Genomic DNA, 19779 nt, shown 5'->3' on the forward strand with positions numbered 1-19779 from the left:
CTAGACCAATCACCCGTGTCCATCCGTGTGCACTGCAATTCCGGCGGAACTTCCCGCCCCCCCTCTTTCACGGGGCGGCGGGCCGATCGGTTCGGATCCTCCGAGTATCCACGGGTACGCTCGCACACGTGCCCTCCATGAACGACCTCGTCCGCCAGCACACAGCCCTGAGCGATACCGACCTCGAGTGGCTCCACCTGCTGGTCTCGGAGTGGCAGCTGCTCTCCGACCTGTCCTTCGCCGACCTCGTCCTGTGGGTGCCGACCCGCGACGGGACCCGCTATGTGTCCGTGGCACAGATGCGGCCCAACACCGGCCCCACCTCCTACCAGGACGACATGGTCGGCCATCTGGTGCCGCGCGGCCGGCGTCCGCTGCTGGACGCCGCCCTGGACGAGGGCCGGATCGTGCGCGAGGGCGACCCGGAGTGGCGCGAGGAGGTTCCGGTACGGGTCGAGTCCATCCCCGTACGCCGTGAGGGCCGCGTCCTCGGTGTGATCGCCCGCAACACCAACCTCCTCACCGTCCGTACGCCCTCCCGGCTGGAGCTCACCTACCTCCAGTCCGCGTCCGACCTGGCCCAGATGATCGCCGCCGGGGCCTTCCCGTTCCCCGGGCAGCAGGTCGACATGGACGCGTCGCCGCGTGTCGGCGACGGTCTGATCAGGCTCGATGCCGACGGGATCGTCCAGTACGCCAGCCCCAACGGCCTCTCCGCCTACCACCGCCTCGGCCTCGCCTCCGACCTCGTCGGCCACCACCTCGGCACCACCACGGCCGAACTGGCCCCTTCCCGGGGCCCGGTGGACGAGGCCCTGGTCAAGGTGGCCAGCGGTTACGCGCCCCGCGAGTTCGAGGTGGAGTGCGCCAGCGGCGTGATCCAGCTGAGGGCCATCCCGCTCAAGCCCAAGGGCGTCCGGATCGGGTCGCTGGTCCTCCTCCGGGACGTCACCGAACTGCGCCGCCGCGAGCGCGAGTTGATCACCAAGGACGCCACCATCCGGGAGATCCACCACCGGGTGAAGAACAACCTCCAGACGGTGGCCGCCCTGTTGCGCCTCCAGTCCCGCCGGATGGATTCCGAGCAGGGCCGCGAGGCGCTCAACGAGGCGGTACGGCGGGTCGGTTCGATCGCCATCGTCCATGAGACGCTGTCTCAGAACCTGGACGAGCGGGTCGAGTTCGACGAGATCGCGGACCGGGTCATCGCGATGGTCGCGGAGATCTCCCCGGGCAAGGTCACCTGCCGCCGGACCGGCCGTTTCGGAATTCTCGACGCGGAAGTGGCCACACCGCTCTCGATGGTCCTCACGGAGGTCCTCCAGAACGCCCTGGAGCACGCGTTCACCGTTGCGGAGCGCGGCACGGTGGAGGTCTCGGCGGTACGGGGCGGATCGCCGGCCGACGCACGGCTGCTGATCACCGTCTCGGACGACGGGCGCGGACTGCCCGAGGGGTTCGACCCGAAGCGGGCCGGGAATCTGGGGCTCCAGATCGTGCGGACCCTGGTGGAGGGCGAGTTGGGCGGCACCTTCGGCATGGTCCCGGGACCCGAACGCGGCACCCAGGTGATCCTGGACATCCCGGTGGGTTCGGAGAAGTAGGCGGGCACCGGGGGCAGCCGGACCGGGCGACCGGTCGGGCGGCTCCCGGGCCGTGGGCACAGCAGTGGGCCCGGACCGTGGTGACGGTCCGGGCCCACTGCGTGGTGCTTACGTTGCGATGCGCTACGGGGTACTGCGCGCTGCGACTCGAAGGCGGGGCTGTGCGTACGCTCTGTACGCGCCGCCGGGCTGAGGCTCGCGGGGGGCGTCGGTCAGGCGCTGGCGTTACGCGCCCGGTTGCGAGCGGCACGGCGCTTCATCGCGCGGCGCTCGTCCTCGCTGAGGCCACCCCAGACGCCGGAGTCCTGGCCGGACTCGAGCGCCCACTGCAGGCACTGCTCCATGACGGGGCAGCGACGGCAGACGGCCTTGGCTTCCTCGATCTGCAGCAGCGCAGGACCGGTGTTGCCGATGGGGAAGAACAGCTCCGGGTCTTCCTCACGACAAACGGCGTTGTGACGCCAGTCCATGGCTGCTACCTCTCCTTGGTATTTCAAGCTCGTTGCTTGTGAATGTGAACGCTTTCACGAATCCCCCCGCAGACACAGGGCCGACTCCCAGATGAACTGGTTGTGGTCTTGTCAGTGAGGAGGGGTTCTGGCTCTCAGTGGAGGCCGGTGTTGCGGGCCGTCCCGATCGCCATGTAGAGATTCGCAAACCTCGGCGACGGATACAACCCCTTCTGGAAAGTTTTTTTTGATTCCTCGGTGTCGGCTAGGTCACAGCCGTACTTCCAGGGGGTGGGGGCCAGTCCAAACGTTCGAGTTAAAGGACTTTGGGCCCTTCCACTCACACAATCACACGCAGTGCACGGCGTACGCCTGTGAACGTCACGCTCGTACGCAGCCCCAGGTGGTCACCGTCCATCTGGAAGGGCAGTGGGGCCTTTGAATGCAAGGTGAAGTCGGTGAGGTCGTGAAGTGAAACCGCGTGCTTGCCGTGCGGGCCCTTCTCGGGGCTCGAAGTGAGCAGCTGGGTGCCGTAACGGGCCACCGCGGGGGTCGAAAGCCGCTTCAGGCCGAGGATGTCCAGGGCAGTGTCGAAGGACGCCTTCGGAGAGGCGTACATCGGACGATTCCCCAGGTAGGTCCAGGGAGCGGTGTTGCAGATTATGGACAGCGCGAGGTCCGTGACGGGGTCCTGGCCGGGCACGTCGAGGGTGATCAGACCGTGCCGCCGGTGCGGCTCCTCCAGGAACTGGCGGACCACCTGGCGGACGTACAGCGCATGCGTCGAACGCTTGCCGCGTTCGCGTTTCTGTTCGACCCGGCCGATCACGCCGGCGTCGAATCCGAGACCGGCACAGAAAGTGAACCAGCGCTCCGGAACGGACTCGTCCTCCGTCCCCGGTGTGCCGGCCGCGAGCCCCAGGCCGACCGTGCGCTCGCTGCGTTGGGCCAGGGCGTCCAGAATGGCGCCGGTCGCCTCCACGGCGTCGTTGGGCAGCCCGAGGGCGCGCGCGAAGACGTTGGTGGAACCGCCGGGGACCACGGCCAGGCTCGGGAGATTGTCTACATCGGGCCCCTTGTGCAACAGCCCGTTCACGACCTCGTTGACCGTGCCGTCACCGCCGAGGGCGACCACCAGGTCGATGTCGTCGGAGTCGGCGGCCCGGCGGCCGAGGTCCCGGGCGTGCCCGCGGTACTCCGTGGTCACTGCTTCGATCTTCATCTCGCTCGCCAGAGCGTGAATCAGCACGTCACGCGTGCGCGCACTGGTAGTGGTGGCAGCTGGGTTGACCACGAGGAGTGCGCGCATGTCCGCCAGACTACCTACCGCGAGGTACCGGCCTGAAGTCCCGCACCCCTGGGTTCACGCTCGGTGACGGGCCGTGAACGGCGAGGGTGCCCCACGGACCCCGGCTTCACTTTCGCGGGGGAGGGATGCCAACCTGCATAGCGTGAGCATTCAGGAGAACACGCCCTCTTCCTCGCCGTCGGCCGGACCGGAGAAGCCGGGCAGGATCGCCGCCGTGGCCGGAATCAACGCCCTCGAAGGGGCGGCGCTCGCCGTCGGCGGCATCTACATGGTGGTCATGGGACTGCTCGGCCGGCCCGACAGTCCCCAGCAGGCGGAGATGGGTGGACTCACCCTCGTCGCGCTCGGTCTGATCCCGCTGTTCGCCGCGCGCGGACTGCTGCTGCGGCGCAGCTGGAGCCGCGGGCCCGCGCTCATCACCCAGCTGATGGCGCTGCCGGTCGCCTGGACGCTGCTGCGGGCGCAGGGTGTACTCATCCCCGCAGGCATCGTGCTGGCCGCCGCCGCTGTCACGGCTCTGGTGCTGCTGCTCAACCCGGCGACCACGGAGGCGCTGGGCATCCGGGGGCCGCGTACGACCCCCGACGCCTGAGCCCGGCGGACGGGTCCGTCCCCGCCCGCCGCTCCGGGACTACTCCTCGACGAGCAGGCGCTCGCGCAGCTGTGCGAGCGTGCGGGCCAGCAGTCGCGAGACGTGCATCTGCGAGATGCCGACCTCCTGCGCGATCTGCGACTGGGTCATGTTCCCGAAGAAGCGCAGCAGCAGAATGCGCTTCTCGCGCGGCGGCAGGTCCTCCAGCAGCGGCTTCAGCGACTCGCGGTACTCGACGCCTTCCAGCGCCTCGTCCTCGGAGCCCAGTGTGTCCGCGACCGCGGGGGACTCGTCGTCCGTGTCCGGGACGTCCAGCGACAGCGTGCTGTAGGCGTTGGCCGATTCCAGGCCCTCCAGGACCTCTTCCTCGGAGATGCCCAGCCGTTCCGCCAGCTCGTGCACCGTCGGGGAACGTCCGTGCTGCTGGGAGAGCTCGGCGGTGGCCGTGGTCAGCGACAGGCGGAGTTCCTGGAGGCGCCGCGGCACCCGAACGGCCCAGCCCTTGTCACGGAAGTGGCGCTTGATCTCCCCGACCACCGTGGGGGTCGCGTACGTGGAGAACTCCACGCCGCGGTCCGGATCGAACCGGTCCACCGACTTGATCAGGCCGATCGTGGCGACCTGGGTCAGGTCGTCCAGCGGCTCCCCGCGGTTACGGAAACGGCGGGCCAGGTGCTCCACGAGCGGCAGGTGCATCCGCACCAGCCGGTTGCGCAGCTCCGCCTTCTCGGTCGAGCCGTCGGGCAGCTCCCGCAGCTCGATGAAGAGTGCCCGCGCCGCGCTGCGGTCGCGTGGATCGTGGTGCCCGTGCTCGCTCATCTGGACCGTCCGCTCTGCCTGCGACTGCTCCACCGCGGCCGTACGGCCTTGCGTCCCGTCCGCCCCGTCCACCGGGTGCGGCCTGGCCTGTTGCTCCGGGATGCCCGTCGCGCGCACCACCCCGGGGCGGATCGTCTCGTCCCGCACAGGTCCGTCCCCGTTCCCGTCGCTCACGCCGGCCCGGGTCCCGCGCCGCGCTGTTTGTAGAGGCTGATGCTGACCGTACGGTCGTCCGCGACCGTGGAGTCGACCTTTCCGGCCAGTGCCGAGAGCACCGTCCAGGCGAAGGTGTCGCGCTCCGGGGCGCGGCCGTCCGTGGTCGGTGCCGACACGGTCACCTCGAGGGAATCGTCGACGAGCCGGAACACGCAGCTGAGGACGGAGCCCGGCACGGCCTGCTGAAGCAGGATCGCGCAGGCCTCGTCGACCGCGATACGAAGATCCTCGATCTCGTCGAGAGTGAAGTCCAAACGCGCTGCGAGACCGGCCGTGGCCGTTCGCAGCACCGACAGGTAGGCACCCGCAGCGGGCAGCCGGACCTCTACGAAGTCCTGATTCCCGGGCTCGCCTGCGATCTGGGACACCCTCACCTCCAAGGTGGCACAAACTCTTTCGAGGCTCCGGGAAGAGTGGCCCGGAGCCATGCGGTCCGTCGTCGGTTCTTGGTGCGGCGACGCTATCGCGATCCATGATGCCGTGTCGCCAAGACCCCACCCGATGGTCGTCACTCATGGTAAGCCCATGAGTACGCACAGTGGGTAGGGGTCGGTGGCGGTCAATTGCGAAGAACCGGCGCCGGTTTGACGTACCCAGACGTCAGACGATCGAACCGTCCTGGAAGCACCAACGCCAGCTCTCGCCCGCTTCGAAGCTCCGCATCACCGGGTGACCGGTCTCCTCGAAGTGCCCCGTCGCGTGCCGCAGGGGCGAGGAGTCGCAGCATCCGACGTGCCCGCAGGCGAGACAGAGGCGCAGTTGCACGGGGTGGCTGCCGACGGCGAGGCATTCCGTGCACGTCCCGCTGCGCGGGGCGGGCTCGGGGCGCGGAAGTTCCAGAACATGCGGGCACTCACTCATGATGTGCAGGTTACGACGGATGTGAGGACGGTGAGATGGACGCATTGCCGCTGGTGGCACTGGTCGCGGCCAGTGCGGCGGTGGCGGGGGCCGCGCGCCGGACCCCGGTGCCCGCACCCCTGCTCCTGGTGCTCGCGGGGCTGCTGGCCTCGTACCTGCCCGGTGTGCCGACGTACACCCTGGACGCCCACATCGTCCTGCCGCTGCTCCTGCCGCCGCTGCTCTACACGGCGGCGGTGGACAGCTCCTACCTCGACCTGAGGGCCAACATCCGGCCGATCGCCCTGCTGTCGGTCGGTTACGTGCTCTTCGCGACCCTCGCCGTCGGCTGGCTTGCCTACCTGCTCGTGCCCGGACTGCCGCTCACGGCCGCCCTGGTGCTCGGCGCGGTGATCGCTCCGCCGGACGCGGTCACCGCCGCGGCGATCGCGCGCCGGGTGGGGCTGCCCGCCAGGGTGACCACGATCCTCCAGGGCGAGTCCCTGGTGAACGACGCCACCGCGATCACCGCCTTCAAGGTCGCACTCGCCGCCGCCGTCGGCGAAGGGGTCGGCTGGGGCGCCGGGATCGGCGAGTTCCTGCTGGCCGCGGTCGGCGGCGTGGGGGTCGGCCTGCTGCTGATGGTGCCGCTGCACTGGCTCCGTACGCACCTCAAGGAAGCCCTGCTCCAGAACACCCTGTCCCTGCTGATCCCCTTCGTCGCCTACGCGGCGGCGGAACGGGTGCACGCCTCCGGAGTGCTCGCGGTGGTGGTCGTCGCGCTGTACCTGGGGCACCGTTCCTGGCAGGTCGACTTCGCCACACGCCTCCAGGAGGCCGCGGTCTGGAAGATGGTCGCGTTCATCCTGGAGTCCGCGGTCTTCGCGCTCATCGGCCTGCAGCTGTCCTTCGTACTGAAGGGCCTCGGAACGTACAGCGTCGGCGAGGCCCTCTGGTACGCGGTCGCCGTCTTCCTGGTGGTCGTGGTGGTCCGCTTCGTCTGGGTCTATCCGGCGACCTATCTGCCGCGGTGGCTCTCCAAGCGCATCAGGGAGCGTGAGCCCGGGACCGACTGGACCGCGCCCCTCATCGTCGGCTGGGCGGGGATGCGCGGAGTCGTCTCGCTCGCCATCGCCTTCTCCATCCCGATGCTCACGGACGACGGCGACGTGTTCCCGGCCCGCAACCTGGTGCTGTTCCTGACCTTCACGACCGTCATCGGCACCCTGGTGATCCAGGGCCTGACCCTGCCGCTCCTCGTACGCGTGCTGAAGCTCCCCGGGCGTGACCTCCGCGCGGAGACGCTGGCCGAGGCGCAGGCCCAGAGCCAGGCGTCCACGGCGGCCGAGGCGCGCCTGGACGAGCTGCTCGCCGACCCGGGCAACTGTCTGCCCGATCCGCTCGCCGACCGGCTGCGCACGGTCCTGGAGCGCCGCCGCAACGCCGTGTGGGAGCGGCTCGGCGCGGCCAACCCGGTCACCGGGGAGTCGGCGGACGACACCTACCGCCGGCTCGCCCGCGAGATGATCGACGCCGAGCGCGAGGTCTTCGTCCGGCTGAGGGACGAGCGGCGCATCGACGACGAGATGATGCGCACGCTGCTGCGCCGGCTGGACCTGGAGGAGGCGGCGGCCTACCGGGAGTCAGACGACGCCTAGGGACGACGCCTAGAAGGGTGTGCCCGTGACGACGGCGGCCACGCGCGTCCCCGGGGCGAACGCGCCCTCCTCGGCGAGGGTGGTGAGCGCGTACAGGAGCTTGGCCACGTAGAGCCGTTCGACGGGCAGCCCGTGCCGGTTCTCGAAGTCGTCGGCGAAGGCGTGCAGCTCCGGGGGCGTACGGGCGTAGCCGCCGAAGTGGAACCGCTCGTCCAGCGACCACTGTCCGGCCGGGCCGCCGAACGCCTCCCGCTGCAGGTCCCGTACCGCCTCCCCGAGGAAACCGCCGCGCAGGACCGGGACGCCCAGGGCGCGCTGCCCCGGCCCCAGGCCGGCGGCGAGGCCGGCGAGGGTCCCGCCCGTCCCGCAGGCGACCGCGGCCACGTCGGTCAGGCCGTGGAGTTCGCGCCCGAGGGCTGTACAGCCCTGTGCGGCCAGCGCGTTGCTGCCACCCTCCGGGACGACCACGCACTCCCCGAAGACGCTCAGCAGCCCCTTCAGGACGTCAGGACGGGTCTTCGAGCGGTACGTGGCGCGGTCCACGAAGTGCAGACGCATGCCGTCGGCCGCGCACTGCGCGAGCGAGGGGTTGAGCGGCCGGTGCGCCAGTTCCTCGCCGCGCACGACGCCGACCGTGCGGAAGCCGAGCAGGCGTCCGGCGGCGGCGGTGGCGCGCAGGTGGTTGGAGTAGGCGCCGCCGAAGGTCAGCACCGTACGGCCGCCGGCGGAGGCCAGGTTCAGGGAGAGTTTCCGCCATTTGTTGCCCGGGAGGTCCGGGTGGATCAGGTCGTCGCGCTTGAGCAGCAGCTGTACGCCCCGGCGGGCGAAGCGCTCGTCCTCGGCCGGCTCCAGCGGCGAGGGGAGGGCCGGTCGCAGCCGGGGCGTGCCGGGTGGTTCGTGGTGCACCCGTGCATTGTCCCGCAGCCGGTCACTTGAGGCGTTCGTGGATACGGGCCCGCATGGCGGCCATCGAGAACCCGCGCGGGTCGACCTTGCCGGGCTGCCACTCCCGGTGACCGATCACCGAGGGCGCGCCCCAGTGGTGATAGCGGCAGATCGCCGAGGCGGCCCGCTCGATGGCTTCGAGCTGGACGGCGGGCCAGGGATCCTTGCCGTCGCCGAGGTTCTCGCACTCGAATCCGTAGAAGTAGCGGTTTCCGTCGGTGTTGGCCTCGTTGTCCGCGGGGAGGCGCTTCTCCGCGACGACCGCGCGCAGGACCTCGTCGTCGCCGAGTCCCGCGTGGTTGGTGCGGCCGTAGCCGACCAGGTGGACCCGGCCGTCCTTGGCGATCACTCCGTGGCAGAGCGGGCCCGGGAGGTCCGGGTGGCCGTCACGGCAGAGCTCGACGGTACGGGCGGTGCCCCTGGTCACGGTGTGATGGATCATCACACCGTGCACCGGTCCCCAGGGGCCCTTGTGGTTGCGGTTGTGGGTGCGCCAGTCGCCGACCTGGACGACGGTGAGATCTTCGTCCTTCAGGGCGTCGAGGAAGCTGCTCGCGGACATGGGTGAGGACATGGCCGGCTCCTTTTGCGCGTAGGGCGCGTGGGGGGTGTGTGCCGTACAGCGCTTCTACCCGAACCGGGCCCGGTGGACCATCCGTTCGGACAACGTGCGAGCTGATCCGGACAATTCCGCGAGCAGCCTGCGGAATCGCCCCCTTCTGTGCTTAGGCCTGTGCGAGCCACAGGTCGGGGCCGAACACCTCGTAGTGGATGTCCGCCGCGGGAAGACCCTTGGCCAGCAGCTGGGCGCGGACCGTGCGCATGAACGGCAGGGGCCCGCAGAGGTAGGCGTGCGTGCCGGCCGGGACCACGAGGTCCGTCAGGTCGACCAGGCCCGTGCGGTCGGCGGGGTGGCCGGGTGCGGGGTTCTCGTACCAGAAGTGCGCGGAGGCGTCGGGGAGCCGGTCCGTGAGACGGGTGTGGTCCGCGCGCAGGGCGTGGTCGGCGGGGGACCGGTCGCCGTGCACGACCGTCACGGGCGAACGGTGGCCGGTGGACGACAGGTGGTCCAGCATCGAGAGCATCGGGGTGCAGCCGATGCCGGCCGAGGCGAGGAACAGCGGGGCGTCGACCGCGTCGAGCACGAGGTCCCCGTAGGGGGCGGAGACGCGCAGCCGGTCACCGGGACGCGTGTGGGCGTGCAGGTGCCGCGAGACCTCTCCGTCGGGGGTGTCGCCGCCGCGCACCCGCTTGACGGTGATCGAGCGCTGGGGCGAACCCGGGGCGCTGGAGAGGCTGTACTGGCGTATCTGGCGGGCTCCGTCGGGGAGTTCCACCTGTACGGAGACGTACTGGCCCGGCCGGAAGACGGGGGCGGGCGTGCCGTCGGCGGGGCTGATCCGGAAGGTGGCGACGTCCTCGGTCTCCTCGGTCCGGCCGGTGACCTCCCACTCGCGCCAGACGTCACCGGCGACGACGCCCTGCTGGGCGTACAGCCGGTCCTCGATGGCGATCAGGGCGTTGGCCATCAGCCAGTAGACCTCGTCCCAGGCGGCGGCGACCTCGGGGGTGACCGCGTCGCCGAGCACCTCGGCGATGGCGGCGAAGAGGTGGGTGTGCACGACCTTGTACTGCTCCGCCGTCACGCCGAGCGAGGCGTGCTTGTGGGCGATGCGGCTCAGCATCACGTCGGGGCGGGTGTCCGGGTGCTCGACCAGGTGCGTGGCGAAGGCGGCTATCGAACCGGCGAGCGCCTGACGCTGCGCCCCGGACGCCTGGTTGCCCCGGTTGAAGAGGTCCCGCAGCAGCTCGGGGTGGGCGTCGAACAGCTTCCGGTAGAAGAGGTCCGCGATGTCTCCCACGGCCGCTCCGACGGCGGGCAGCGTGGCACGGACAGTGACGGTCGACGACTCGGAGAGCATTCGGGAACTCCTGGGGTGTGGGTCGGGGTGTGGATCGCGCGCGGGCGTCGCGGTGTGGCCTGCGCGCGAGGGTGGGACGGGCGCGTCAGTCCGGGGCGGGACCGCTGCTGATGCCGATCAGCAGCGGGCCGGTCGGGGAGGCGACGAGTTCCGCCACGGTGAGGGGGTCGAGTGAGGCGTAGAACGCCTCCTGCGCCCGTCGGAGAGCACCGCGCAGCACACAGGCCGTGCGCAGCGGGCACGGTGCGCTGCCCTCGCACTCGACGACGTCGCCGGGACCTTCCAGCTCCCGCACGACGGCGCCGATCGACGCCGAGTGGCCGGCTTCGGTGAGGGTGAGGCCGCCGCCCCTGCCGCGCCGGGCATCGACCAGGCCGAGGTGCTGGAGCCTGGCCACGACCTTCGCGGTGTGGGTGTACGGGACCCGCATGGTGGCCGCCACCTCGCGGGTGGTCGGCGGATCCTCGTTCTCCGCGACGGCCAGGCGCATGAGGACGCGCAGTGCCACATCGGTGAATCTCGTCAGCCGCATGGGCCTCACGGTAGGTAATTTGCATCTTGGATGCAAGTTATGAGGAGCGCGCGGCGACGGTATGCAACGTGCCCCGCGGAAAGGGGATTAGTCGCACTCTTTTGTGTAATGGCGCGGCGAGTGCTCCTGCTGAAAGGCTTTTTCGGACAGGTCAGCCCATGATCGAGAGGACCGTCAGATGTCCGTTGGTGAAGAGGTTCGAGACACGCAGGTTCCGCCGCAGCAGAGTCTTGGCACGGCAGCCGCGCGGAACCTCGCGACGACCACCAAGTCCGCGCCGCAGATGCAGGAGATCACCTCCCGGTGGCTGTTGCGGATGCTGCCGTGGGTGCAGGTACAGGGCGGTACGTACAGGGTTAACCGTCGGCTGAGCTACGCGGTCGGGGACGGTCGTGTGACCTTCGTGCAGACCGGCGACCGGGTCAGCGTGATCCCCGCCGAGCTCGGAGAACTGCCCGCGCTGCGCGAGTTCGCGGACGAGGAGGTGCTGGCGGAGCTGGCACGGCGTTGCGAACAGCGCGAGGTGGAGCCCGGGGAGGTGCTGGCCGCGTCCGGGGACGCGGCGGACCGGGTCTTCCTGCTCGCGCACGGCAAGGTGGAGAAGATCGGCGCCGGGCTCTACGGAGACGAGACGGTGCTCGGCGTCCTCGCGGACGGTGCCTACTTCGGTGACCACTCCCTGATCGACGGCGACGCCAACTGGGAGTACACGGCCCGGGCCGTCACCGCCTGCACCCTGCTCACGCTGCGGCGTTCGGACGTGCTCAACCTCGCGGCACGCGCCGACTCGCTCCGCGACCACCTCGCAGGACTGCTCTCCATCCCGCACCAGCGCACCAACAAGTACGGCGAGGCGGCGATCGATCTCTCCGCCGGCCATGTCGGGGAGTCCGTCGTCCCGCACACGTTCGTCGACTACGAGTCGGCCCCGCGCGAGTACGAACTGAGCGTCGCCCAGACCGTGCTGAAGGTGCACAGCCGGGTCGCCGACCTCTACAACCAGCCGATGAACCAGACCGAGCAGCAGTTGCGGCTCACGGTCGAGGCGCTGCGCGAGCGCCAGGAGCACGAGCTCATCAACAACCGCGAGTTCGGACTGCTCAACAACTGCGACTACGGCCAGCGCCTCCAGCCGCACGACGGGGCTCCCAGCCCCGACGACATGGACGAGCTGCTGTCCCGCCGGCGCGGCTCGAAGCTCTTCCTCGCCCATCCGCGGGCCATCGCCGCCTTCGGCCGCGAGTGCAACAAGCGTGGCCTGGTGCCGGAGAGCGTGGAGGTCGGCGGACACCATGTGCCCGCCTGGCGCGGGGTGCCGATCTTCCCGTCCAACAAGATCCCCGTCACCGACGCCAGCACCACGTCGATCATCTGCATGAGGACCGGCGAGGCCGAACAGGGAGTCGTCGGACTCCAGCAGAGCGGCATCCCGGACGAGATCGAGCCGAGCCTGTCGGTGCGCTTCATGGGCATCGACGAGCAGGCGATCATCTCGTACCTGGTGACGGCCTACTACTCCGCGGCCATCCTCGTGCCGGACGCCCTCGGTGTCCTGGAGAACGTCGAGGTGAGCCGCTGGCGGTGATCCTCCGGAGGACCCGGACGGGGGCGTCCGGGTCCTCCGCCCCGTCACTCCGCACACATCCACCGGGATGCCCGGCCGCGGCGGCGGCCGGGCATCCCGGTGAGCCCGATGGGCGACTCAAGAGGAGAAACCGTGACCATGACGCGTACGGACGCCGCGACGGAAGGCCATGAGGCCGCAGCCCTCCTGGAACGCACCCGGAGCGCCGTCGACCCGCATCTGCGCTCAGCCGTGGAGTCGTTGCCCGGGGGCATACGGCGGGTCGCGATGTACCACTTCGGCTGGGAGAACGCGGACGGCAGTCCCGCCTCGGGGCAGGCGGGCAAGGCCATCAGACCCGCGCTCGTCCTCGCCGCCGCCCGTGCCCTGGGAGGGGACCCGGACCGCGCGGTGAGAGCCGCCGTCGCCGTGGAACTGGCGCACAACTTCACCCTGCTCCACGACGACGTGATCGACGAGGACGCCACCCGTCGTCACCGGCCCACCGCCTGGGCGGTCTTCGGCGTCCCGGACGCCGTCATCACCGGCGACGCCATGCTCGCCCTCGCTCAGCGGCTGCTCGCGGAGGACCCGCACCCGGCCGCCGCCAGGGCCTCGGCGCGGCTCTCCAGCTGCGTCATCGAGCTCTGCGCCGGCCAGCAGGCCGACTGCGCCTTCGAGGAGCGCGGACCGGACGACGTCACGCTGGACGAGTGCCTCACCATGGCGACGGCCAAGACGGGTGCGCTGCTCGGCTGCGCCTGTGCTCTCGGCGCCCTCTACGCGGGGGCGGACGAGCGGGCGGTCGGTGCCATGGACGGCTTCGGCCGCGAGGCGGGACTCGCGTTCCAGCTCATCGACGATCTGATCGGCATCTGGGGCGACACGGACCGCACCGGCAAGCCCGTCGGCGCGGACCTGGCCGCCCACAAGAAGTCCCTGCCGGTGGTGGCCGCGCTCACCTCCGGCACCCCGGCCGCCGCCGAGCTGGCCGCGCTCTACCGGGGCGCCATGGCGACCTCGGGCGAGGTGAGCCGGGCCGCCGACGCGGTGGACCGGGCAGGGGGGCGGGACTGGGCGCAGATCTGCGCGGGGGACCGGATGGCGCGGGCGGTCCACCATCTCTCCCGGGCGGTGCCCGATCTGGCCTCGGCCGGTGATCTGCTCGCCCTCGCGGAGTTCGTCACGCGCCGCACGCACTGACCTCCCACCACCGGCCGGCCGACCCAACTCTAGGATTCCGCAGGAAGGTTGAGGTCGGACGGACGGGCGGGAGCCGGGCATGGGTGTAGGGATACGGCAGGCGGACGAGCGGGACCGGGACCAGGTCGTGAGGATTCTGGACGAGGCATTCCACGACGACCCGGTGAGCAGCTGGGTCTTCCCGGAGGAGGAGCACCGCCGCGCGGTGCACGGCAGGTTCCTCGGTGTCTTCGTCGACGTCGCGCTCGACGAGGGCCGCATCGATCTGCTGGAGGACGGCACGGCCGCGGCCCTGTGGCTGCCGGTGCCCGCGGGGGCGCCCGAGGAGGAGGACCCCACCCCCGCGCTGATGAGGGAGACCGCCGACCCCGACAACGAACGGGCCGAACTGGTAGGGAGGCTGACGGGCGCGGTTCATCCGCACGACCGCGCCCACGAGTACCTGCTCATGATCGGGGTGTCTCCCGAGCGCCAGGGAGAGGGCCTCGGGGCCGCTCTGATCGACGGGGTCCTGGAGCGGTGCGACCGCGAAGGGGTCCCGGCCTATCTGGAGGCGAGCAGCGAGCGGAGCCGCGGGCTCTACGAGCGGCTGGGGTTCACCTTCATGGGTCGAACGGTCGACCTGCCCGACGGGCCCTCCATGTGGCCCATGTGGCGCGAACCCCGGTCCGCCTGACGGCAGTCGGGACGGGCCGGCCGGATCGCCGGCCGGCGTCGCCCGGAGGGAAGCGGAGGGTGCCACCGAGGCGGCTGCGGGTACGGGCTACAGTCCCTGCTCATGACAGATGAGTCGTGGGCAGGCTGGTACCGGGACCGTCATGGTTCCGATGCCGTCATTCTCACCACGGACGGACAGCAACTCCGCATCCGGATCAGAGGTGTCGACTTCGAGGGCGAGAGCTTCGACGGCCTCGGTCCCGTGGCCGGCGTACCGCCGGAAGGGCGGGAGTTCACCTTGGCGGACGGGGTGCTCGACGACTGCGTACTGGAGTGGGATCTCCCGCTCCCGGTCCTCGTGTCCGGCACGCTCCGCCAGGCCACGCTCAGCTGCCTGCTGTCGCTGCGCCGCTCGGACCCGGACCTGGCGCTCGCCCTGCATCTGGACGGCGCGGTCTACGAATCGGCCCGCGCGGCAGGTGACTTCGCCGCGGCCCTGGCCACCATTCAGCGGGTCCTTCCGGACGGGATTCGCCTGCAGACCTGCATCGCCTGCGCGTTCTCCGACTACTTCCCGGATCCGGTCCGCGGGCTCTCCGGCGGTCTCGCCTGCTTCCGTGGCGCCAAGGACGCGTACCGCGGTGCCGCGGACGGCGGAGACGTCGCCGAGCTGTGGGACCGGCGCACCGGGTTCGTCCAGGAGATCTGGAGCTGCCGGGAGTTCGAGGCGCGTCCGGCGGAGGGCGCGGGGACCGGGCACCGGGGTGCCTTCCCCCTGGAGCACGCCTGATCCGGACGAGGGACCCGGAGGGCGTGAACGCCCACGCTCAAGGGGCCGCTCCGGATGAGGAGCGGCCCCTTGCGGCAGTCCCGGGCGGCTCCGCCGCAGCCGTGTGGCACGGCTGCGGCAGGGCCGGTGGGAGGCCGCCCCGGGAAGGGGCGCCTGCCGGGACCGCGGGGAGGCCGGGTCAGGAAGTGGCGCCGGCCAGGGCTGCTGCGAAACCGTTCTGCCAGAGGTAGTTCACCCGCGAGCGCTCCGCCGAGTTCGGGTTGGCGTTGGTGCAGGACGTGCCGGGACCGCCGCCCGACATCAGCTCGCTGCACGGCCCGGAGTAGTGGTCCGGGAGGCCGAGCACGTGCCCGGTCTCGTGGGCCGTGACGCGGGTCGAGTTGTACTGCTGGTTCTGCCGGTAGTCCAGGAAGATGTAGCCGCCGCCGTGTCCGTCCGTGCTCGCGTACGAACCGCGGGAGTCATTGCCCTCGTAGTACGCGAAGTCGGCGTTCGAGCCTTCCTGGAGCTGGACGTTGGAGACCGAGCTGTTCCAGATCCGGGTGCTGCTGGCTATCTGGCTCCGGAAGGACGGGGCGTTGGCCGTGCTGTAGACGACCGTGACCGAAGCGGCGCCCGGGTTGGCCGCCCGCTTCTCGGCGACGGACTTCATGACGGCCTTGTAGAACGCCCGGTTCGCGGCGGCGTTCTCGCTCGACCCGGCGTACGCGGTGTAGCCCGCCGTCGCGGTCGACGAGGCGGTGGAGGGAGCGGCCGACGCCGGATCTGCGGCGACCGCGGGTGTCGCGCCCAGGGCGGCGACGAGGCCGAGGCCGGCGGCGGCCGACGCGAGGGTGATGCGGAGGTGTCTCATGGGGGGCTCTCCTAGCTGTTCCGATGAACCCGTTCCGCTGAATGGCGTCCGGCGCACCAACAGGCCGGCCAGGAGGGCGAACCTGTCCGGTGTGCGGACTCGGTACGGGTGCGGTACGGAGAGAGTGTGGAGGCGCGAGGGGCCGCTGCGGATGATGCCAACCGGCGATAGCACCGCCCTATCGCCCACACATCCACCGCACACGACCATCACCCGACGGGCGCCCCAACAGCCGCTGAATTGCCGGCCTTTGGTGCGGTTGGGGCGTCTGGTGCGAGCTGGTGCGGCCGTCCTACCCTCACAGCATGGAGCTTGAGGTGAGGCACCTCAGGGCGCTCTGCGCCATCGCCGACACGGGAAGCCTGCACCGCGCGGCCCGGCAGCTCGGCGTCAGCCAGCCCTCACTGACGACCCAGCTGCGGCGGATCGAGAACGCCCTCGGCGCCGAACTGTTCCGCCGCGAACGCACCGGCTGCCGGCCGACGCTGCTGGGCCGGTCCGTCCTCAGCCGGGCCCGCCCCCTCGTCGACGGCATGAGCGCCCTGGTCAGCGAGGCACTCGCGGAGGCCGGAGCGGCCCGGGAGAGCGGCCCGACCCTGCGTATCGGCTCCACCGCGAGCCGGGTCATCGGCGGCTGGCTGAGCAGGCTGCGGGCCGGACTGCCCGGCACCGACATCTCGCTGCGGGTCGACGTCTCGGCCCACGCGCTGCTCCGCAGCGTCGAGGCGGGCCGGCTCGACGTCGCCTTCGTGCACGAGGTGGAGGGCTGCCCGCTCTCCGTTCCGGACGGTCTGCGCCAGCGCGTACTCCTGGACCGGGAGCCGCAGTTCATCTCGCTGGCCCGGGACCATCCGGCAGCCGCCGGCCCGGTGGTGGACCTCGGGGATCTGGCCACCGACCGGTGGATGGTCGATCCCACCGTGGACGGTGAGTGGGACGCCGTCCGCAGAGTGCTCGGCGCCGCCGGGCTCGATCCGCCCGTCCTGCACGGCGACTACCTCACCGCGGCCTCCCTCGTGGTTCTCGGCGAGGTCGTCGCCCCCTGCCAGCCCACCTCCGGGCCGCGCGAGGACATGGCGATCCGCCCGCTGCGCGACGACCCCCTCGCCGTACGCCTGCTGCTGGTCTCCCGGCCGGGGACCGACACGGCGGTGGTGTACGGGGCGCTGGAGGCGGCGTACCGCGAAGCGGCGCTGCGGGCGGCCTCCTACCACCAGTGGCTGGTGCGCCACCGCAGCCCGCTCGCCCGTACACCCTGACGCGGCGCCGCGGCCCGGGCGGCGCCCGGCACCGTACGGCACGGGGCACCGTGCGGCACGCGGATTCTGCCCGTAGCGAGGCAGCGTTCCCAACCGGCCGCCCGACCTGCAGAGTCGACGCATGAAGCTCTTGATGCTGGGCGGTACGGAATTCGTCGGACGTGCCGTCACCGATGCTGCGCTGGCCCGGGGCTGGCAGGTCACCGTCTTCCACCGCGGGCACCACGCGCCGCCGCCGGGCGTCGCCGCCCTGACCGGCGACCGCACCACCGAGGAGGGCCTCGCGGCCCTGGCCGACGGGAGCTGGGACCTGGCCGTCGACACCTGGAGCGGCGCGCCCTCGGCCGTACGGGACGCCGCCCGGCTGCTGTCCGGGCGGGTGGGCCACTACACGTACGTGTCCAGTCGTTCGGTGTACGCGTACCCCACCCCGGCCGGGACGGCGGAGGACGGCCCCCTGGTGGACGGTGCCTCGCCCGACGCCGGCGGGGACGTCTCGTATGCCCTGGCCAAGCGCGGCGGGGAACTGGCCGCACTCGACGCCTTCGGCGACCGCGCCCTGCTGGCCCGCGCCGGACTCATCATCGGCCCGGGGGAGAACATCGGCCGTCTGCCGTGGTGGCTGAGCAGGATCGCCCGGGGCGGACCGGTGATCGCGCCGGGCCCGCGGGACGCCGACCTCCAGTACATCGACGCCCGCGACCTGGCGACCTGGATCCTGGACGCCGCGGTGGACGGCCTCCACGGCCCGTACAACACCGTCAGCCATCCCGGGCACACCACCATGGGCGAGCTGCTCGACAGCTGCGTACGGGTCACGGGCTCCGACGCCGGCCTGCGCTGGACCGACCCCGGGACGCTGCTCGCCGCGGGGGTGGAACCCTGGAGCGACCTGCCGGTCTGGCTGCCCGAGGGAGAGCTCTACGACACCCTGCACCAGGGCGACGTCACCAAGGCGCACGCGGCCGGGCTGCACTGCCGCCCGGTGGAGGAGACGGTCGCCGACACCTGGACGTGGCTCGTCGGGCAGGGCGGAACGGCGCCGCAGCGTCCGGACCGCCCCCAGGTGGGTCTCGATCCGCAGCTGGAGGCGAAGCTGCTGGCCGGCTGAGCCGCCCGGCATCCGTCCGATGCCGCCGGTCGATCGAACCGGGCGGAGACGAGGCGAATGGGTGAGGGGCTCCCTCGCGGCGGGGCTCGTCGCGGCAGGCGGCGCGGCATTCGTCGTGGCGCGCAGGGCACGCCGCCGCCCGGCCCAGGACCGGTCCCGCTAGCGTGGGCCGATGACCGAACCGCTGCCACAACTGCTCCACCTCACCGAAGCCCCCTTGTGGGAGTCCGCCCGCGCGTCCGGGACCTACGAGATGTCCACGCGCGGGCGGACCCTCCACGAGGAGGGCTTCATCCACTGCTCGCTGCCGCACCAGCTCTCCGGCGTGGCCGAGACGCTGTACGGGGAGGAGGACGAGGGCCTGGTGGTGCTGGTCATCGACCCCGCACGGCTCGCCGTGCCCGTGCGGTACGAAGCCATGGCGCCCGGTGGCGAGGAGTTCCCGCACATCTACGGGCCGCTCCCGGTGGAGGCGGTCGTGGCCGTGCTCCCCTGGCAACGAAAGGACTACGAACTCCAGTGATCGGCCCCCTCATCGCGGTGACCGGCGCGAGCGGTGCGGTCGGCGGCCGCGTCGCCCGCCGGCTCGCCCGGACCGGCGTCCCCGTACGGCTCCTCGGCCGCGACCCGTCCAAGCTGCCCGCACTGCCCGGCGCCACCGTGGCCCCGGCCGCCCCCTACGGCGACGGCGAGGCGATGCGCCGCGCCCTCGATGGCGCGCACACGCTCTTCCTCGTCTCCGCGCACGAGAGCCCGGACCGGGTGCGCGAGCACACGACGGCGGTGGACGCGGCCGTGGCCGTGGGCGTCGAACGGATCGTGTACGTGTCGTTCCTCAACGCGGCGCCTGACGCGACCTTCACCTTCGCCCGCGACCACTGGCACACCGAGGCGCACATCCGGGTGGCCGACGTGCGCCACACCTTCCTGCGCGACAGCTGGTACCTCGCCGCACTCCCGGCGATGACGAGCGCGGACGGCGTCCTGCGGGGTCCGGGCGGCGACGGCCGGGTCTCGGCGGTCGCGCACGAGGACATCGCCGACTCGGCCGCGGCCGTCCTGCTCGACGAGGGCACCACCCACGACGGCGTCACCTACGACCTCACGGGCCCCGAGGCGTTCACGCTCACCGAAGCGGCGGAGGAACTCACCCGCCGCACCGGCCGCCCGGTCCGCTACGTCCCCGAGACCAGGGACCAGGCGTACGCCTCCCGTTCCTCGTACGGGGCCGAGGACTGGGAAGTGGCCGGCTGGGTGACCTCGTACGAGGCGATCGCGGCCGGCGAGATGGCCACGGTCTCGGACGCCGTACCGACCCTCACGGGGCACCCCGCCAAGGACCTCGCGACGTACCTGGACGAGAACCCGGACAGCTACCGCCACTTGCTCGCCGGCGGCTGACCCGGAACGGCAGGGGAGGGGCACGGGAGGGCCCGTCGCGAGCGCACTGATCGGG

At 71.3% G+C, this 19779-nt stretch carries 21 protein-coding genes; 11 read left to right on the forward strand and 10 right to left on the reverse strand.

The genetic code is table 11. The features are described 5' to 3' along the window. Positions 1-137 precede the first annotated feature (137 nt). Complete coding sequence (locus tag OG230_RS23910; RefSeq protein WP_328911509.1) at positions 138-1604, forward strand: sensor histidine kinase; 1467 nt, start codon at positions 138-140, stop codon at positions 1602-1604. Positions 1605-1816: 212 nt separating this feature from the next. On the opposite strand, the gene OG230_RS23915 is transcribed toward OG230_RS23910, so the two are convergent. Both OG230_RS23915 and OG230_RS23920 read right to left on the reverse strand, forming a co-directional pair. Next, positions 1817-2074 carry a WhiB family transcriptional regulator gene (locus tag OG230_RS23915; protein WP_003953983.1) on the reverse strand — a complete coding sequence of 86 codons (258 nt, stop codon included), beginning with the start codon at positions 2072-2074 and terminating at the stop codon, positions 1817-1819. A gap of 319 nt (positions 2075-2393) precedes the next feature. Then, a complete protein-coding gene (locus tag OG230_RS23920) occupies positions 2394-3362 on the reverse strand; it encodes a diacylglycerol/lipid kinase family protein (RefSeq protein ID WP_328905771.1) in 969 nt (322 codons plus the stop codon). Positions 3363-3576: 214 nt separating this feature from the next. Here OG230_RS23920 and OG230_RS23925 point away from each other — a divergent pair, with 214 nt between their 5' ends. Beyond that, entirely contained in the window at positions 3577-3954 is a 378-nt protein-coding gene (locus OG230_RS23925; RefSeq protein WP_443051600.1) for a hypothetical protein, read from the forward strand. Positions 3955-3993: 39 nt separating this feature from the next. Here the strand turns inward: OG230_RS23925 and OG230_RS23930 are convergent, their stop codons facing one another. The 3 genes from OG230_RS23930 to OG230_RS23940 form a co-directional block, all read right to left on the reverse strand. Next, entirely contained in the window at positions 3994-4947 is a 954-nt protein-coding gene (locus tag OG230_RS23930; protein WP_443051358.1) for an RNA polymerase sigma factor SigF, read from the reverse strand. Beyond that, on the reverse strand, positions 4944-5357 hold the full coding sequence (locus tag OG230_RS23935; protein WP_003966375.1) for an anti-sigma regulatory factor: 414 nt from the start codon (positions 5355-5357) through the stop codon (positions 4944-4946). Before OG230_RS23935 ends, OG230_RS23930 begins: the two co-directional genes overlap by 4 nt. 232 nt (positions 5358-5589) lie before the next feature. Then, positions 5590-5850: a UBP-type zinc finger domain-containing protein gene (locus OG230_RS23940; protein WP_328905773.1), complete on the reverse strand. Its 261-nt coding sequence runs from the start codon at positions 5848-5850 to the stop codon at positions 5590-5592. Positions 5851-5885: 35 nt separating this feature from the next. Between OG230_RS23940 and OG230_RS23945 the strand changes: the two genes are divergently transcribed. Beyond that, a complete protein-coding gene (locus OG230_RS23945; RefSeq protein ID WP_328905774.1) occupies positions 5886-7487 on the forward strand; it encodes a Na+/H+ antiporter in 1602 nt (533 codons plus the stop codon). A 9-nt stretch (positions 7488-7496) separates the two neighbouring features. Here the strand turns inward: OG230_RS23945 and OG230_RS23950 are convergent, their stop codons facing one another. The 4 genes from OG230_RS23950 to OG230_RS23965 all read right to left on the reverse strand — a co-directional run bounded on the left by OG230_RS23950 (position 7497) and on the right by OG230_RS23965 (position 10886). Beyond that, on the reverse strand, positions 7497-8393 hold the full coding sequence (locus tag OG230_RS23950; RefSeq protein WP_328905775.1) for a 1-aminocyclopropane-1-carboxylate deaminase/D-cysteine desulfhydrase: 897 nt from the start codon (positions 8391-8393) through the stop codon (positions 7497-7499). A gap of 22 nt (positions 8394-8415) precedes the next feature. Then, the gene (locus OG230_RS23955; protein ID WP_328905776.1) at positions 8416-9006 is read right to left on the reverse strand and encodes an N-acetylmuramoyl-L-alanine amidase; all 591 of its coding nucleotides are present in this window, start codon (positions 9004-9006) and stop codon (positions 8416-8418) included. Between the two features lie 151 nt (positions 9007-9157). Continuing rightward, positions 9158-10354 (reverse strand): globin domain-containing protein, encoded by a 1197-nt coding sequence (locus OG230_RS23960; protein WP_328905777.1) that lies wholly within the window; start codon positions 10352-10354, stop codon positions 9158-9160. 85 nt (positions 10355-10439) lie between these two features. After that, positions 10440-10886 (reverse strand): RrF2 family transcriptional regulator, encoded by a 447-nt coding sequence (locus OG230_RS23965; protein WP_328905778.1) that lies wholly within the window; start codon positions 10884-10886, stop codon positions 10440-10442. A 178-nt stretch (positions 10887-11064) separates the two neighbouring features. Here OG230_RS23965 and OG230_RS23970 point away from each other — a divergent pair, with 178 nt between their 5' ends. From OG230_RS23970 to OG230_RS23985, 4 genes are all read left to right on the forward strand, one after another. Then, complete coding sequence (locus tag OG230_RS23970; RefSeq protein WP_328905779.1) at positions 11065-12471, forward strand: family 2B encapsulin nanocompartment shell protein; 1407 nt, start codon at positions 11065-11067, stop codon at positions 12469-12471. Positions 12472-12609: 138 nt separating this feature from the next. Then, positions 12610-13653, forward strand: a complete 1044-nt coding sequence (locus OG230_RS23975) for a family 2 encapsulin nanocompartment cargo protein polyprenyl transferase (protein WP_328911511.1) — start codon at positions 12610-12612, stop codon at positions 13651-13653. 79 nt (positions 13654-13732) lie between these two features. Next, positions 13733-14329, forward strand: coding sequence for a GNAT family N-acetyltransferase (locus OG230_RS23980; RefSeq protein ID WP_328905780.1), 597 nt, complete (start codon positions 13733-13735; stop codon positions 14327-14329). A 102-nt stretch (positions 14330-14431) separates the two neighbouring features. After that, positions 14432-15100, forward strand: a complete 669-nt coding sequence (locus OG230_RS23985; RefSeq protein ID WP_328905781.1) for a DUF6304 family protein — start codon at positions 14432-14434, stop codon at positions 15098-15100. Between the two features lie 178 nt (positions 15101-15278). Here OG230_RS23985 and snpA read toward each other — a convergent pair whose 3' ends face one another. After that, positions 15279-15953, reverse strand: coding sequence for a snapalysin (gene snpA, locus OG230_RS23990; protein ID WP_328905782.1), 675 nt, complete (start codon positions 15951-15953; stop codon positions 15279-15281). 305 nt (positions 15954-16258) lie between these two features. On the opposite strand from snpA, the gene OG230_RS23995 reads away from it, so the two are divergent. From OG230_RS23995 to OG230_RS24010, 4 genes are all read left to right on the forward strand, one after another. Next, positions 16259-17212 carry a LysR family transcriptional regulator gene (locus OG230_RS23995; protein ID WP_328905783.1) on the forward strand — a complete coding sequence of 318 codons (954 nt, stop codon included), beginning with the start codon at positions 16259-16261 and terminating at the stop codon, positions 17210-17212. Positions 17213-17345: 133 nt separating this feature from the next. Beyond that, positions 17346-18323, forward strand: coding sequence for an NAD-dependent epimerase/dehydratase family protein (locus OG230_RS24000; protein WP_328911512.1), 978 nt, complete (start codon positions 17346-17348; stop codon positions 18321-18323). A gap of 172 nt (positions 18324-18495) precedes the next feature. Next, complete coding sequence (locus tag OG230_RS24005; protein ID WP_328905784.1) at positions 18496-18846, forward strand: DUF952 domain-containing protein; 351 nt, start codon at positions 18496-18498, stop codon at positions 18844-18846. Continuing rightward, positions 18843-19724, forward strand: coding sequence for an SDR family oxidoreductase (locus OG230_RS24010; RefSeq protein WP_328905785.1), 882 nt, complete (start codon positions 18843-18845; stop codon positions 19722-19724). The genes OG230_RS24005 and OG230_RS24010 overlap by 4 nt, the downstream gene beginning before the upstream one ends. Positions 19725-19779: the final 55 nt, after the last annotated feature.

Origin of the sequence: Streptomyces sp. NBC_00234 (assembly GCF_036195325.1) — a bacterium.
GTDB lineage: Bacteria > Actinomycetota > Actinomycetes > Streptomycetales > Streptomycetaceae > Streptomyces.

Bases quoted from the DNA above. Each gene is read 5' to 3' on its own strand.
- OG230_RS23945 (WP_328905774.1), top strand. From the start codon at position 5,886: ATGGACGCATTGCCGCTGGTGGCACTGGTCGCGGCCAGTGCGGCGGTG.
- OG230_RS24000 (WP_328911512.1), top strand. From the start codon at position 17,346: ATGCTGGGCGGTACGGAATTCGTCGGACGTGCCGTCACCGATGCTGCG.
- OG230_RS23920 (WP_328905771.1), bottom strand. From the start codon at position 3,362: ATGCGCGCACTCCTCGTGGTCAACCCAGCTGCCACCACTACCAGTGCG.
- OG230_RS23985 (WP_328905781.1), top strand. From the start codon at position 14,432: ATGACAGATGAGTCGTGGGCAGGCTGGTACCGGGACCGTCATGGTTCC.
- OG230_RS23960 (WP_328905777.1), bottom strand. From the start codon at position 10,354: ATGCTCTCCGAGTCGTCGACCGTCACTGTCCGTGCCACGCTGCCCGCC.
- snpA (WP_328905782.1), bottom strand. From the start codon at position 15,953: ATGAGACACCTCCGCATCACCCTCGCGTCGGCCGCCGCCGGCCTCGGC.
- OG230_RS23980 (WP_328905780.1), top strand. From the start codon at position 13,733: ATGGGTGTAGGGATACGGCAGGCGGACGAGCGGGACCGGGACCAGGTC.
- OG230_RS24005 (WP_328905784.1), top strand. From the start codon at position 18,496: ATGACCGAACCGCTGCCACAACTGCTCCACCTCACCGAAGCCCCCTTG.
- OG230_RS23965 (WP_328905778.1), bottom strand. From the start codon at position 10,886: ATGCGGCTGACGAGATTCACCGATGTGGCACTGCGCGTCCTCATGCGC.
- OG230_RS23940 (WP_328905773.1), bottom strand. From the start codon at position 5,850: ATGAGTGAGTGCCCGCATGTTCTGGAACTTCCGCGCCCCGAGCCCGCC.
- OG230_RS23970 (WP_328905779.1), top strand. From the start codon at position 11,065: ATGTCCGTTGGTGAAGAGGTTCGAGACACGCAGGTTCCGCCGCAGCAG.
- OG230_RS23910 (WP_328911509.1), top strand. From the start codon at position 138: ATGAACGACCTCGTCCGCCAGCACACAGCCCTGAGCGATACCGACCTC.
- OG230_RS23995 (WP_328905783.1), top strand. From the start codon at position 16,259: ATGGAGCTTGAGGTGAGGCACCTCAGGGCGCTCTGCGCCATCGCCGAC.
- OG230_RS23975 (WP_328911511.1), top strand. From the start codon at position 12,610: ATGACGCGTACGGACGCCGCGACGGAAGGCCATGAGGCCGCAGCCCTC.
- OG230_RS23955 (WP_328905776.1), bottom strand. From the start codon at position 9,006: ATGTCCTCACCCATGTCCGCGAGCAGCTTCCTCGACGCCCTGAAGGAC.
- OG230_RS23915 (WP_003953983.1), bottom strand. From the start codon at position 2,074: ATGGACTGGCGTCACAACGCCGTTTGTCGTGAGGAAGACCCGGAGCTG.